Genomic DNA, 14,455 nt, shown 5'->3' on the forward strand with positions numbered 1-14,455 from the left:
TTGTCCTAGCGCTGACACTAAATGGCGCAAGAATTACCAGCCTTTACTGGCTCAGTCAGCAAGCGCTAGCTTGTACACAGGTCCAATGATGACCCAATCGGGGCAACAGTCCGGGGATAACTGATGGCTTACTCATATACTGAGAAAAAACGTATCCGAAAGGATTTCGGTAAACTGCCGAACGTCATGGATGTGCCATACCTTCTGGCCATTCAAATCGATTCATATCGCAAGTTCCTGCAAGAGGGAGCTAACTCCGAAGATCGCATCGATCTTGGTTTACATGCTGCATTTAAATCTGTTTTCCCTATCGTAAGCTATTCCGGGAATGCAGCACTTGAATACGTAAGCTACCGTCTGGGTACACCTACGTTTGATGAAAAAGAATGTATGCTGCGTGGCGTAACATACGCTGCACCGCTGCGTGTGAAGGTTCGTCTGATCATTTACGACAAAGAATCTTCCACCAAAGCCATCAAAGATATTAAAGAACAAGAAGTCTACATGGGCGAAATGCCCCTGATGACCGATAACGGTACCTTTATTGTTAATGGTACTGAGCGTGTGATCGTATCTCAGTTACACCGTTCTCCGGGTGTATTCTTCGATCACGACAAAGGTAAGACACACTCTTCCGGTAAGCTGCTGTATAACGCACGTGTTATTCCTTACCGTGGTTCCTGGCTGGACTTTGAATTCGATCCGAAAGATCTGGTTTACGTTCGTATCGACCGTCGCCGTAAGCTGCCAGCATCTATTCTGCTGCGCGCTCTGGGTTACAGCACTGAAGAAATTCTGGCGGAATTCTTCGAGAACGACAGCTACCGTTTAAGTGCCGATGGCGCCATGCTGAAGCTGATTCCTGCGCGTCTGCGTGGTGAAACTGCGGCCTTCGATATCATGGATAACGAAGGTAATGTGATTGTTGAAAGCGGCCGTCGTATTACCGCGCGTCACATTCGCCAGTTAGAAAAAGCCGGTGTGGAAGAGCTGTCTGTTCCAGCTGAGTACCTGCTGGGTAAAGCGATTGCAAAAGACGTGATCGACACCCGTACCGGTGAAGTTCTGGCTCCGGCCAACTCTGAAATCAGCGCTGAGCTGCTGGCTTCTCTGGCAGAAGCAGGCGTGGATGCGTTTGAAACAATTTACACCAACGAACTGGATTGTGGTCCGTTCCTGTCAGACACCATGCGTACTGACCCGACCACCAACCAGCTGGAAGCACTGGTAGAAATCTACCGTATGATGCGTCCTGGTGAGCCACCAACCAAAGAATCTGCCGAAGCGCTGTTCGAAAACCTGTTCTTCACTGATGAGCGTTATGACCTGTCTGCAGTAGGTCGTATGAAGTTCAACCGTCGTATCGGCCGTGAAGAAATTCTGGGTGCTGGCGTTCTGGATAAGCAGGACATCATTGAAGTACTGCGTACCCTGATCTCGATCCGTAACGGTAAAGGCATCGTCGATGATATCGACCACCTGGGTAACCGTCGTATCCGTTCTGTGGGTGAAATGGCTGAGAACCAATTCCGTGTGGGTCTGGTTCGTGTTGAGCGTGCGGTACGTGAGCGTCTGAGCATGGCGGAATCTGAAGGCCTGATGCCTCAGGATTTGATCAATGCCAAGCCGGTTGCTGCTGCGGTTAAAGAGTTCTTCGGCTCATCCCAGCTGTCTCAGTTTATGGACCAGAACAACCCGCTGTCTGAGGTAACTCACAAGCGTCGTATTTCTGCGTTAGGCCCGGGTGGTCTGACCCGTGAACGTGCTGGCTTCGAGGTGCGTGACGTACACGCGACTCACTACGGTCGCGTATGTCCTATTGAAACGCCGGAAGGTCCAAACATTGGTCTGATTAACTCGTTGGCAACCTTTGCCCGCACCAATGAATACGGCTTCCTGGAATCTCCGTACCGTAAAGTAAACAACGGTGTGGTTACTGACGAAATCATTTACGTATCTGCAATTGAAGAAGCAGACTACGTAATTGCACAGGCGTCGGTAGAAACCGATAGCGAAGGCCGCTTACAAGGCGACCTGATCTCGGTACGTCACCAGAACGAATTCACCGTGATGTCTCCGGATGCAGTAACCCTGATGGACGTATCTGCACGTCAGGTTGTATCCATCGCAGCATCTCTGATTCCGTTCCTGGAACACGACGATGCTAACCGTGCATTGATGGGATCGAACATGCAGCGTCAGGCTGTACCAACGCTGAAATCCGAGAAGCCATTTGTTGGTACCGGTATTGAGCGTGCGGTAGCGGCAGACTCCGGTGTGTGTGTGGTTGCCAAGCGTGGTGGTGTGATCGACTCCGTTGATGCTTCCCGTATCGTGGTCAAGGTTCGTGATGAAGAAACCATGGCTGGCGAAGCCGGTGTGGATATCTACAACCTGACCAAATACACCCGTTCTAACCAGAACACCTGTATTAACCAGAAGCCTCTGGTGAAAGCCGGCGATATCATTAATCGTGGCGACATCATGGCTGACGGCCCATCTATTGACTTAGGTGAGCTGGCACTGGGTCAGAACTTACGTCTGGCGTTCATGCCTTGGAATGGTTACAACTTCGAGGATTCCATCCTGTTGTCTGAGCGTGTTGCTCAGGAAGACCGTTTAACCACCATCCACATTCAGGAACTGACCTGTGTGGCGCGTGACACCAAGTTGGGTGCAGAAGAAGTAACTTCTGATATTCCAAATGTGGGTGAGTCGGCACTGAACAAGCTGGATGAGTCCGGTATTGTTTACATCGGTGCAGAAGTTAAGCCGGGCGACATTCTGGTAGGTAAAGTGACACCGAAAGGTGAAACTCAGCTGACTCCAGAAGAAAAACTGCTGCGTGCGATCTTTGGTGAAAAAGCGTCTGACGTTAAAGATACTTCTCTGCGTGTTAAGACCGGCACCACAGGTACGGTTATCGACGTACAGGTATTTACCCGTGATGGCGTTGAGAAAGATCAGCGTGCTCTGGAAATTGAACAGTCTCAGCTGGACGAAATCCGTAAAGACCTGAACGAAGAAATGCGTATTGTTCAGGGCGCAACTTACGAGCGTCTGCAACGTGCATTGCTGGGTCAAACTGTTAACGCGGCACCAGGCTTAGCTAAAGGCTCTCCGTTAACTGAAGAGTACCTGCAGAATCTGGCTGGCGACGACTGGTTCAAGATCCGTCCACAAGACGAGTCTCTGGTTGAAGTACTGGAAAAAGCCGAACAGTCTCTCATTGATCGTCGCAAAGAACTGGATGACAAGTTCGAAGACAAAAAGCGTAAGCTGCAAACTGGCGATGACCTGGCTCCGGGCGTACTGAAGATTGTTAAGGTCTACCTTGCTATCAAACGTAAGATCCAGCCGGGTGATAAGATGGCAGGTCGTCACGGTAACAAAGGTGTTATCTCTGCGATCATGCCAATCGAAGATATGCCATACGATAGTAACGGTGAGCCGGTTGATATCGTGCTGAACCCACTGGGTGTACCGTCTCGTATGAACGTGGGTCAGATCATGGAGACTCACTTAGGCATGGCCGCTAAAGGTCTGGGCGTTAAGATCGACCGTATGATCAAAGAACAGCAAGAGATCGCTAAGATGCGTGAACTGCTGAACGAGATCTACAACGGTGGTGATGGCCGTATCGAAGACCTGGACAGCTTCTCTGATGCTGAAATCATGGAGTTGGCTAACAACCTGCGTAACGGTGTACCAATGGCAACACCAGCGTTTGACGGTGCCAAAGAAAGCGAAATCAAACGTATGCTGCGTCTGGCGGACATCCCGGATTCCGGTCAGGTTACCCTGTACGATGGCCGCACCGGTGATGCCTTCGACCGTCCGGTAACCGTAGGTTACATGTACATGCTGAAACTGAACCACCTGGTAGACGACAAAATGCACGCGCGTTCTACCGGTTCTTACAGCCTGGTTACTCAGCAGCCGCTGGGTGGTAAGGCGCAGTTTGGTGGTCAGCGCTTCGGTGAGATGGAAGTATGGGCACTGGAAGCATACGGTGCGGCGTATACGCTGCAGGAAATGCTTACCGTTAAGTCGGATGACGTGGCCGGTCGTACCAAGATGTATAAAAACATCGTTGACGGCGACCACCGTATGGAAGCCGGTATGCCGGAATCCTTTAACGTATTGGTTAAAGAGATCCGCTCACTGGGTATCGACATCGAACTGGAAAACGAATAAGGGCGTGGAGCTAAAGCAAAATGAAAGATTTAGTTAATTTTCTGCGTAATCAAAACAACGCTGACGAGTTCGATGCGATCCGCATCGGCCTCGCCTCGCCGGATATGATTCGTTCCTGGTCTTTTGGTGAAGTTAAAAAGCCAGAAACCATTAACTACCGTACCTTCAAGCCAGAGCGTGATGGTCTGTTCTGTGCGCGTATCTTTGGTCCAATCAAAGATTACGAATGTCTGTGTGGTAAGTACAAGCGTCTCAAGCACCGTGGTGTGATCTGTGAGAAGTGTGGCGTTGAGGTAACTCAGGCGAAAGTACGTCGTGAGCGCATGGGTCACATTGACCTGGCGTCTCCGGTGGCTCACATCTGGTTCCTGAAGTCACTGCCGTCCCGTATCGGTCTGATGCTGGATATGACGCTGCGTGATATCGAACGTATTCTGTATTACGAGTCCTTCGTAGTGACCGAGCCTGGCATGACGACCCTGGATATGGGTCAGCTGCTGAGCGACGAGCAATACTACGAAGCGATTGAAGAGTTTGGTGATGAATTCGACGCCAAAATGGGTGCCGAAGCGATCGAAGCTCTGTTAGGTCAGATTGATCTGGAAGAAGAAGTAAACCGCCTGCGTGAAGAAATTCCGGCGACTAACTCAGAAACCAAGATCAAGAAGCTGTCTAAGCGCTTAAAGATCTTAGAAGCCTTCCATCAGTCAGGTAACGATCCTAAGTGGATGATCATGAAAGTTCTGCCGGTTCTGCCGCCAGATCTGCGTCCACTGGTACCTCTGGATGGCGGCCGTTTTGCAACGTCCGACCTGAACGATCTGTACCGTCGTGTGATCAACCGTAACAACCGTCTGAAGCGTCTGTTAGAGCTGAATGCTCCGGACATCATCGTACGTAACGAAAAACGTATGCTGCAGGAATCGGTTGATGCGTTGCTGGATAACGGTCGTCGTGGTCGTGCCATTACGGGCTCGAACAAGCGTCCGCTGAAATCTCTGGCTGACATGATCAAAGGTAAGCAGGGTCGTTTCCGTCAGAACCTGTTGGGTAAGCGTGTTGACTACTCAGGCCGTTCGGTAATTACCGTAGGTCCTAAGCTGCGCCTGCACCAGTGTGGTCTGCCGAAGAAAATGGCTCTGGAACTGTTCAAGCCGTTCATCTTCTCCAAGCTGGAACACCGTGGTTTAGCGACCACCATCAAAGCAGCGAAGAAGATGGTTGAGCGTGAGACCGCTGAAGTTTGGGATATCCTGGCTGAAGTGATCCGTGAACACCCAGTGATGCTGAACCGTGCACCAACGCTTCACCGTTTGGGTATTCAGGCATTCGAACCTCAGCTGATCGAAGGTAAAGCGATTCAACTGCACCCATTAGTGTGTGCGGCGTATAACGCTGACTTCGACGGTGACCAAATGGCGGTACACGTACCGCTGACCATCGAAGCACAGTTAGAAGCTCGTGCGCTGATGATGGCAACTAACAACGTACTGTCTCCTGCGAACGGTGAGCCAATCATCGTACCATCTCAGGACGTGGTACTGGGTCTGTACTGGATGACCCGTGAGCGTGTTAACGCCAAAGGCGAGGGCATGTTCCTGGCCGATCTGGAAGAAGTAAGCCGCGCTTACGACTCTGGTAATGCTCATCTGCAAGCCAAAGTAAAAGTACGTATTACCGAAACCGTTGCTGACATGGACGGCAACATGACGACCGAAACCAAAGTGGTCGATACCACCATTGGTCGTGCATTGTTGTTCCGCATCGTGCCAAAAGGTCTGCCATACGAGCTGGTTAACCAGCCGATGAAGAAGAAAGCGATCTCTAAACTGATCAACACCGCTTACCGCCGTGTGGGTCTGAAAGATACCGTTATCTTTGCTGACCAGGTGATGTACACCGGTTTCCAATACGCGACTAAGTCAGGTTCTTCCATTGGTGTGAACGACTTTGTGATTCCGGACGAAAAAGCCGAAATCATTGCTAACGCAGAAGCCGAAGTAAAAGAGATCGAAAGCCAGTTCGCTTCCGGTCTGGTAACCCACGGTGAGAAATACAACAAGGTTATCGATATCTGGTCTCGTGCCAACGAGCTGGTAGCGAAAGCCATGATGGACAACCTGGGTAAAGAAGGTGTGATCGACCGCGAAGGTAACGAGGTTGAGCAGGAGTCCTTCAACTCGGTATACATGATGGCCGACTCTGGTGCACGGGGTAGCCCGGCTCAGATCCGTCAGCTGGCCGGTATGCGTGGTCTGATGGCGAAGCCGGATGGCTCCATCATCGAAACGCCAATTGTGGCGAACTTCCGTGAAGGTCTGAACGTACTGCAGTACTTCACCTCGACCCACGGTGCGCGTAAAGGTCTGGCCGATACCGCATTGAAGACCGCTAACTCCGGTTATCTGACGCGTCGTCTGGTAGACGTAGCGCAGGATCTGGTAGTAACCGATCGTGACTGTGGTACCGAGCGTGGTCTGGTAATGACACCGCTGATTGAAGGTGGTGACGTTGTTGTAGCGCTGGGCGACCGTATTCTGGGTCGTGTGGTTGCAACCGACGTTTACAAGCCAGGTTCTGAAGGCGACATCGTAGTACCAGCCGGTACCCTGATCGACGAAGCCTGGGTACAAACCATCGAAGCCGAAGGTATCGATGAAGTGATCGTACGTTCTGCGATTACTTGTGAATCTCGCGTTGGTATCTGTTCAAGCTGTTACGGTCGTGACCTGGGTCGCGGTCATCAGGTGAACGTGGGTGAAGCTGTTGGTGTTATCGCAGCACAATCCATTGGTGAGCCGGGTACACAGCTGACCATGCGTACCTTCCACATTGGTGGTGCGGCATCGCGTGCATCGGCAGCCGACAGCGTTCAGGTGAAGAACTCCGGTACCGTTCGTCTGCACAACATGAAGACAGTGACCAAAGATAATGGCGACCTGGTAGCGGTTTCCCGTTCCGGTGCGATTGCGGTTGCTGACGATCACGGTCGTGAGCGCGAGCTGTACAAACTGCCATACGGTGCAGTGATTTCAGTACAAGACAACGCGGCGGTTGAAGCTGGCCAGAAAGTGGCAAGCTGGGATCCGCACACTCACCCAATCGTTACTGAGGTGAAAGGTCGTATTGAATTCGTTGGCATGGAAGAAGGTATCACCATCAACCGTCAGACTGACGAATTGACTGGCCTGTCTTCTATTGAAGTGATCGACGCCAAAGATCGTCCGGCGGCGGGTAAAGATATTCGTCCAATGGTGAAACTGGTGGATGCGTCGGGTAACGACGTAATGCTGCCGGGTACCAATGCACCAGCACAGTACTTACTGCCTGCTAACGCACTGGTGAGCCACGAAGACGGTACTGAAGTATCCGTGGGTGACGTGATTGCACGTATTCCACAAGAGTCTTCCGGTAACAAAGATATTACCGGTGGTCTGCCACGAGTGGCCGACCTGTTCGAAGCGCGTAAGCCAAAAGAGCCTGCTATCCTGGCAGAAATCACGGGTACTGTGAGCTTCGGTAAAGAGACCAAAGGTAAGAAGCGCTTAGTGATTACTCCGAACGACGGCAGCGAGCCGTATGAAGAGCTGATTCACAAATGGCGTCACCTCAACGTGTTCGAAGGTGAACAGGTTGAGAAGGGTGAGATCATCTCTGATGGCCCGTTAAACCCGCACGATATTCTGCGCTTAAAAGGCGTGGGCGATCTGGCGATGTACGTAACCAACGAAGTGCAAGAAGTTTACCGTCTGCAAGGTGTAGGCATTGACGATAAGCACATCGAAGTCATCGTACGTCAGATGCTGCGTAAGGTTCTGATTACTGAAGCCGGTGATTCCAGCTTCATTCCAGGTGATCAGGTTGAGTACTCTAACTTCCTGGCTGAAAACGAGAAGCTGGAAGAAGAAGGTAAGATCACTGCCAAAGGCGAGCGTGTACTGTTGGGTATCACCAAAGCGTCTCTGGCAACAGAATCCTTCATCTCCGCAGCATCGTTCCAGGAAACCACACGGGTTCTGACCGAAGGTGCAGTAACGGGTAAAGTTGATACCCTGCGCGGCCTGAAAGAAAACGTGGTTGTGGGTCGTCTGATCCCAGCGGGTACTGGTCTGGCTTACCACGAAGAACGTAAGCGTAAGCGTCAGGATCGTGAGAACGAGCGCCTGAAAGCAACGCCAGAAGGCTTAAGTATCTCTGCTGAAGATATGGAAGCGAAACTGAGCGAAGCGTTCAGCGACAAGCTGTAAAACCGGTGAATTCAGCTCAGATTAAGAGCTGAACAGAACCCATAAAAACCGCTGTTTCCGCAAGGAGGCAGCGGTTTTTTGCTTTTGGGTTTGGAGAAAATTCATTTGCCTGAATTTTACTCAGAGGTTGTCGAAATAGTTGAATTTTTAACCTGATCCGAGTATGCTTCCGGCCCCTTTTCTTGCGTCTGCCTGAAAAGGGTTCCTTTAAAGACATTTTGGAGTTAGCTAAATGGCTACAATCAACCAGTTGGTTCGTAAGCCTCGTAAGCGCAAAGTGGCTAAGAGCGACGTACCTGCACTGCAGGCATGTCCACAGCGTCGTGGCGTATGTACTCGTGTATACACCACTACCCCTAAAAAGCCTAACTCGGCACTGCGTAAAGTATGTCGTGTGCGTTTAACGAACGGTTTTGAAGTGACTTCCTACATCGGTGGTGAAGGTCACAACCTGCAAGAGCACAGTGTTGTTCTGATCCGTGGTGGTCGTGTTAAAGACTTACCTGGTGTTCGCTATCACACTGTTCGCGGTACTTTGGATACTTCTGGCGTTGCTGATCGTAAGCAAGGTCGTTCTAAGTACGGTGCTAAGCGTCCTAAGTAACATCCTCTTGTTAAGTCTGCCTGTGTGCAGCACAGAGGGTGTCTTACGACACAAGATAAGAGTAAGGCTGAGCAACGTGTTATCGAATGTGTTTAACCACAGTGTCAACATGCTCAGGCTGACCTGAAGACCTAAAGAGGGCTTATCATGCCAAGAAGAAGAGTCGCCGCCAAACGCGAGATTCTGCCAGATCCGAAATTCGGAAACGTTACACTGGCAAAATTTATGAACCACGTAATGATCAGTGGTAAAAAATCCATCGCCGAAAAAATCGTTTACGGTGCACTGGATGCAGTTGAAGCAAAGCAGGGTGGTAACCCGGTTGAGCTGTTTGATGCTGCTTTAGAGGCTATCCAGCCTATCGTGGAAGTTAAGAGCCGCCGTGTTGGTGGTGCTACTTACCAGGTTCCTGTTGAAGTACGTCCTGCTCGTCGTATGGCTCTGGCTATGCGTTGGTTAGTAGATGCTGCTCGTTCCCGTGGTGAAAAATCCATGGCTCAGCGTCTGGCTAACGAAATGATGGACGCTGCTGAAGGCAAAGGCGCTGCGGTTAAGAAACGTGAAGACGTTCACCGTATGGCTGAAGCTAACAAAGCTTTCTCTCACTACCGTTTCTAAGTTATCTGAAACACAGTGGTTTGAGAAACTGGGCGCTGTTCTGAAGCGCCCATTGTTAAGGCTGGCTCCGTTCGCGGGTCGCCTTAACTGATCCCAAGACCAACCAGTAAGGACTCTATTACAGTGGCTCGTACTACTCCGATTGAACGTTATCGTAATATTGGTATCTGTGCGCACGTTGATGCGGGTAAAACCACAACGACCGAGCGTGTTTTGTTCTATACCGGTGTTTCTCACAAAATTGGTGAGGTGCATGACGGTGCAGCAACAATGGACTGGATGGAGCAGGAGCAGGAGCGTGGAATTACCATCACCTCAGCTGCAACGACCTGTTTCTGGTCAGGTATGGGAAAACAGTTCGATGAGCATCGTGTCAATATTATTGATACTCCTGGGCATGTGGACTTTACCATTGAGGTAGAGCGTTCTTTGCGTGTGCTGGATGGTGCGGTTGTTGTGCTGTGTGGATCGTCCGGTGTTCAGCCTCAGACTGAAACCGTTTGGCGTCAGGCCAATAAATACGAAGTGCCACGTATGGTCTTCGTAAACAAAATGGACCGTGCTGGTGCTGACTACTTTATGGTGGTTGAGCAGCTTAAAGAGCGTTTAGGCGCAAATGCGGTTCCGATTCAGATCAATATTGGCGCTGAAGATGAATTCAAAGGCGTGGTCGATCTGATCAAAATGAAAGCCATTATGTGGAATGAGGAAGATCAGGGTACTACCTTCACTTACGAAGATATCCCGGCTGATCTGACCGATGTTGCTGCTGAATGGCGCGAGCACATGCTCGAAGCCGCAGCTGAGGCTTCCGATGATTTGATGGAAAAATACCTGGAAGAGGGTGATCTGTCTGAGGAAGAGATCAAGCAGGCGCTGCGTCAGCAAACGCTGGCTAATGAAGCGGTTCTGGTAACTTGCGGCTCCGCCTTTAAGAATAAAGGTGTGCAGGCGGTACTGGACGCTGTCATCGAATTTATGCCGTCGCCGACTGAGGTGAAGGCCATCGAAGGTATTCTTGACGATAAAGACGAAAGCACCGCTGAACGTCATGCCTCCGATGAAGAACCGTTTGCTTCCCTGGCCTTCAAAATCGCCACTGACCCGTTTGTGGGCACACTGACTTTTGTGCGGGTTTACTCTGGCGTGTTGCAGTCGGGTGATGCGGTATGGAACCCAGTGAAAGGCAAGCGTGAGCGTGTTGGTCGTATGGTGCAGATGCACGCCAACTCGCGTGAAGAAATTAAAGAAGTGCGCGCCGGCGATATTGCCGCGTTGATTGGTCTGAAAGATGTCACTACCGGTGACACCTTGTGTAATCAGGACCAGAAGAATCGTATTACCCTTGAGCGTATGGAGTTCCCGGAGCCGGTTATCTCGGTGGCGGTTGAACCCAAGTCTCAGGCGGATCAGGAAAAGATGGGCATTGCGCTGGGCAAATTAGCTCAGGAAGACCCATCTTTCCGGGTAGAAACTGACGAGGAATCCGGCCAGACCATTATTTCTGGTATGGGTGAGCTTCACCTCGATATTATTGTCGATCGTATGAAGCGTGAATTTAAAGTTGAGTGTAACGTTGGTAAGCCGCAGGTGGCCTACCGCGAGAAGATCTCTCAAGTCGTCGAAATTAATCACAAGTTCGCTAAGCAATCCGGTGGTCGTGGTCAGTATGGTCACGTGGTCGTGCGCTTTGAGCCGTCTGAAGATGAGATGGAAGAAGGGCTGGAGTTTGTGAATGAAATCACCGGTGGTGCTATTCCGCGCGAATACATCCCGGCGGTTGAAAAAGGTATTGAAGAGCAGATGAAAAACGGCGTACTGGCGGGTTATCCGCTGTTGGGCCTGAAAGCTACTCTGTTCGATGGTTCTTTCCATGACGTCGATTCGAACGAAATGGCGTTTAAGATTGCTGCTTCACAGGCGACTAAAAAGCTTGGTCAGGAAGGGTCTCCCGTTCTGATGGAGCCAATGATGAAAGTTGAAGTGGTAACCCCTGAGGATTACATGGGCGATGTGGTCGGTGACCTGAATCGTCGTCGTGGCCTGATCAGTGGAATGGAAGATTCTCCATCCGGAAAGGTCGTGAATGCCTCTGTGCCGCTGGCAGAAATGTTCGGTTATGCAACCGATCTGCGTTCAGCATCGCAGGGTCGTGCGACCTACTCGATGGAATTTGAAAAATATGCGGAAGCACCTTCCAGTGTCGCCGAAGCAATTATTAACCGTTACTAATTTAGTAAATAGTAATCACATAATCTTTAACGAGGTGTTTTATGGCTAAGGAAACATTTGAGCGTTCCAAACCGCACGTAAACGTTGGCACCATCGGTCACGTTGACCATGGTAAAACTACTTTGACTGCTGCACTGACTCGCGTATGCGCGGAAGTTTGGGGCGGTGAGCTGGTTGCATTCGAAGGTATCGATAACGCACCAGAAGAGCGTGAGCGTGGTATCACCATCTCAACTTCTCACGTTGAATACGAATCCCCAAGCCGTCACTACGCACACGTAGACTGCCCGGGACACGCGGATTATGTTAAGAACATGATCACCGGTGCTGCTCAAATGGACGGCGCTATCCTGGTATGTGGTTCTACTGACGGCCCAATGCCTCAGACTCGTGAGCACATCCTGCTGTCTCGTCAGGTTGGCGTGCCATACATCGTGGTATTCCTGAACAAAGCTGACCTGCTGGCTGAAGACTGCGGCGGCGCAGACTCTGAAGAATACGCAGAGATGCTGGAACTGGTTGAAATGGAACTGCGTGACCTGCTGTCTGAATACGACTTCCCAGGTGACGACACGCCAATCATCCCAGGTTCTGCTCTGATGGCTCTGAACGGCGAAGACGACAACGAAATGGGTACTACCGCTGTTAAGAAGCTGGTAGAAACTCTGGACGAATACATCCCAGAGCCAGAGCGTGCAATCGACGGCGACTTCATCATGCCAATCGAAGACGTATTCTCTATCCAGGGCCGTGGTACTGTTGTAACTGGTCGTGTTGAGCGCGGCATCATCAATACTGGTGAAGAAGTTGCGATCATCGGTATCAAGGAAACTACTACCACTACTTGTACTGGTGTAGAAATGTTCCGTAAGATTCTGGACGAAGGCCGTGCAGGTGAGAACGTTGGTGTTCTGCTGCGTGGTACTAAGCGTGACGAAGTTGAGCGTGGTCAGGTACTGGCTAAGCCAGGTTCTATCACTCCTCACACCAAGTTCACTTCAGAAGTTTACGTACTGGGTAAAGATGAAGGTGGTCGTCACACGCCATTCTTCAAAGGCTACCGTCCACAGTTCTACTTCCGTACGACTGACGTAACCGGTGCTGTTGAGCTGCCAGAAGGCGTTGAAATGGTAATGCCAGGTGACAACGTGACTCTGTCTGTTGAGCTGATCGCTCCGATTGCGATGGACGAAGGTCTGCGTTTTGCGATCCGTGAAGGCGGTCGTACTGTAGGCGCTGGTGTTGTAGCGTCTATTGTTGAATAAGACTTGCTGTCTTACAGAGTAAAAAAATAAATTTTTGCTCTAAGGTAAGTGGTTGAAAATCAATCACTTGCTTCAAAAAAGAAAAGGCTTCATCCCTCGCGGGGTGCGGCCTTTTTTTATTGGCTTGACACTTTTTGTACAGCCGCATACAATTCGCGTCCCTTTTATTAGGGGAAAATAGAGGAATCGCTATCCAACGCGGTTCTGGTTCTTTGATTTTGGGAGTTTGGTGATGCAAAACCAACGTATCCGTATCCGTTTGAAAGCATTTGACCATCGTCTGATCGATTCTTCGACTCAGGAGATTGTTGAAACCGCTAAACGTACGGGCGCTCAGGTTCGTGGTCCTATTCCACTGCCTACTCGTAAAGAGCGTTTCACCGTTCTGATCTCTCCGCACGTTAATAAAGACGCGCGTGATCAGTACGAAATCCGTACTCACAAGCGCATGCTCGACATCGTTGAGCCAACTGAGAAAACAGTTGATGCGCTGATGAAGCTGGATCTGGCAGCCGGTGTGGAAGTTCAGATCAGCCTGGGTTAATTCTTACGAATTTCCCCTTACACAGTGCTCTGTGTAACGCCCGTTCACTTATACCGAGTGAAAACTGGGCGGCCATAGTGGGTTAAGCCCCGTACACGAGAGGAAATACAAAATGGCAATTGGTATTGTCGGTAAAAAGGCGGGCATGACTCGCGTATTTACTGAAGCAGGTCAATCTGTTGCTGTAACTGTGCTTGAAGTAGCGCCTAACCGCATTACTCAAGTTAAAACCGCCGAAACTGACGGTTACAGTGCACTGCAGGTTACTTATGGTGAGAAGAAAGCTTCTCGCGTTTCTAAGCCGGAAGGCGGCCACTTTGCGAAAGCAAATGTTGAAGCTGGTCGTGGTCTTCTGGAATTCCGTACTGAAGAAGCGCTGGCAGTAGGCGAAAGCTTGTCTGTTGAGCAATTCGAAGCAGGTCAAAAGGTAGACGTAACCGGTACTTCTAAAGGTAAAGGTTTCCAGGGCGGTGTTAAGCGTTGGAACTTCTCTACTCAGGATGCAACTCACGGTAACTCTTTGTCTCACCGTGCTCCTGGTTCTATCGGTCAGTGTCAAACACCAGGCCGCGTATGGAAAGGTAAGAAAATGGCAGGCCATATGGGTGCTGAGCAGGTAACTACTCAGGGTCTTGAGGTTGTGCGCGTTGACGCAGAAAACAATCTGCTGTTGATCAAAGGTGCTGTTCCAGGTGCGACTGGTTCCGATGTAATTGTTAAACCAGCTGTAAAGGCTAAGGGGTAAGCA

The 14,455-nt window shown here is 50.5% G+C and carries 8 protein-coding genes; all 8 read left to right on the forward strand.

Annotated features, from left to right (window positions below; all coding sequences use genetic code 11):
* Positions 1–123: 123 nt before the first annotated feature.
* The 8 genes from rpoB (at position 124) to rplC (ending at position 14,452) form a co-directional block, all read left to right on the forward strand.
* The gene (rpoB, locus tag KFF03_RS00820; RefSeq protein WP_255858391.1) at positions 124–4,197 is read left to right on the forward strand and encodes a DNA-directed RNA polymerase subunit beta; all 4,074 of its coding nucleotides are present in this window, start codon (positions 124–126) and stop codon (positions 4,195–4,197) included.
* A 20-nt stretch (positions 4,198–4,217) separates the two neighbouring features.
* Positions 4,218–8,444: a DNA-directed RNA polymerase subunit beta' gene (rpoC, locus tag KFF03_RS00825; protein WP_255858392.1), complete on the forward strand. Its 4,227-nt coding sequence runs from the start codon at positions 4,218–4,220 to the stop codon at positions 8,442–8,444.
* A gap of 232 nt (positions 8,445–8,676) precedes the next feature.
* The gene (gene rpsL, locus KFF03_RS00830; protein ID WP_068655045.1) at positions 8,677–9,048 is read left to right on the forward strand and encodes a 30S ribosomal protein S12; all 372 of its coding nucleotides are present in this window, start codon (positions 8,677–8,679) and stop codon (positions 9,046–9,048) included.
* A gap of 147 nt (positions 9,049–9,195) precedes the next feature.
* A complete protein-coding gene (rpsG, locus tag KFF03_RS00835; protein ID WP_068660962.1) occupies positions 9,196–9,666 on the forward strand; it encodes a 30S ribosomal protein S7 in 471 nt (156 codons plus the stop codon).
* Between the two features lie 123 nt (positions 9,667–9,789).
* The gene (fusA, locus tag KFF03_RS00840) at positions 9,790–11,898 is read left to right on the forward strand and encodes an elongation factor G (protein WP_255858393.1); all 2,109 of its coding nucleotides are present in this window, start codon (positions 9,790–9,792) and stop codon (positions 11,896–11,898) included.
* 41 nt (positions 11,899–11,939) lie between these two features.
* Complete coding sequence (gene tuf / locus KFF03_RS00845; RefSeq protein ID WP_255858394.1) at positions 11,940–13,163, forward strand: elongation factor Tu; 1,224 nt, start codon at positions 11,940–11,942, stop codon at positions 13,161–13,163.
* A 232-nt stretch (positions 13,164–13,395) separates the two neighbouring features.
* Positions 13,396–13,707 carry a 30S ribosomal protein S10 gene (rpsJ, locus tag KFF03_RS00850; RefSeq protein WP_068655016.1) on the forward strand — a complete coding sequence of 104 codons (312 nt, stop codon included), beginning with the start codon at positions 13,396–13,398 and terminating at the stop codon, positions 13,705–13,707.
* A 112-nt stretch (positions 13,708–13,819) separates the two neighbouring features.
* On the forward strand, positions 13,820–14,452 hold the full coding sequence (gene rplC, locus KFF03_RS00855; RefSeq protein ID WP_255858395.1) for a 50S ribosomal protein L3: 633 nt from the start codon (positions 13,820–13,822) through the stop codon (positions 14,450–14,452).
* Positions 14,453–14,455: the final 3 nt, after the last annotated feature.

The sequence above is a fragment of the Bacterioplanoides sp. SCSIO 12839 genome (genome assembly GCF_024397975.1).
In the GTDB taxonomy this organism is placed as follows: domain Bacteria; phylum Pseudomonadota; class Gammaproteobacteria; order Pseudomonadales; family Oceanobacteraceae; genus Bacterioplanoides.